This window comes from Streptomyces sp. NRRL F-5122, from assembly GCF_001507435.1.
GTDB classification, from domain to species: Bacteria; Actinomycetota; Actinomycetes; order Streptomycetales; family Streptomycetaceae; genus Streptomyces; species Streptomyces lannensis.
Genome location: NZ_LMWH01000129.1, coordinates 1 through 500 on the forward strand (window position 1 = coordinate 1; position 500 = coordinate 500).

The following is a 500-nucleotide window of genomic DNA, read 5'->3' on the forward strand; positions in this document are numbered from 1 at the left end:
GGGGAGGGGGTTCAGGATTCGTCGGCGCGGAGCAGGGATTCGACGAGTACGGCGACGTGCCGGCGGTCGGTGGGGCTGAGTTTGTGGACGCTGGCGATGAGGATTTCCACCTCGGGGTCGGCGATCTCGGGTGCGTTCTCGAAGTAGACGTGCACGCCGGCGGCTTCGGCTGCGGCCCGCTGGATCGGTGCCACCGGCACTCCCAGTCCTCGGGCCAGGCCTTCGAGGGTGGCCTGCTGGGGCATCTGTGCCAGCCGTGCGGACGTCGCGAGATGGTGGACCGTCGAGCGGGAGATCCCGCCACGGCGCGCTACATCGCTGTAGGACCACCCTTTTTGGTCCAGCTTGCTTTTGATCAGTTCCTGCAGTGTGTTGGGCACCGCTGGTTCTTCCCGCCCTCGACCGGCCGCTTGTCAATGAGTCTAACGGCCCCGCCCCCGGGCAGTTCTGCACGAGCCCGCACCCCTGGGGCGCGGTGGCCGACCGGAGTCAGCCCGGCG

General features: G+C 68.6%; 1 protein-coding gene. It reads right to left on the reverse strand.

All coding sequences use genetic code 11. The features are described from left to right. Positions 1 to 11 precede the first annotated feature (11 nt). Positions 12 to 380, reverse strand: coding sequence for a helix-turn-helix domain-containing protein (locus tag ADL25_RS16145; protein ID WP_059128439.1), 369 nt, complete (start codon positions 378 to 380; stop codon positions 12 to 14). Between the last annotated feature and the right edge of the window lie 120 nt (positions 381 to 500).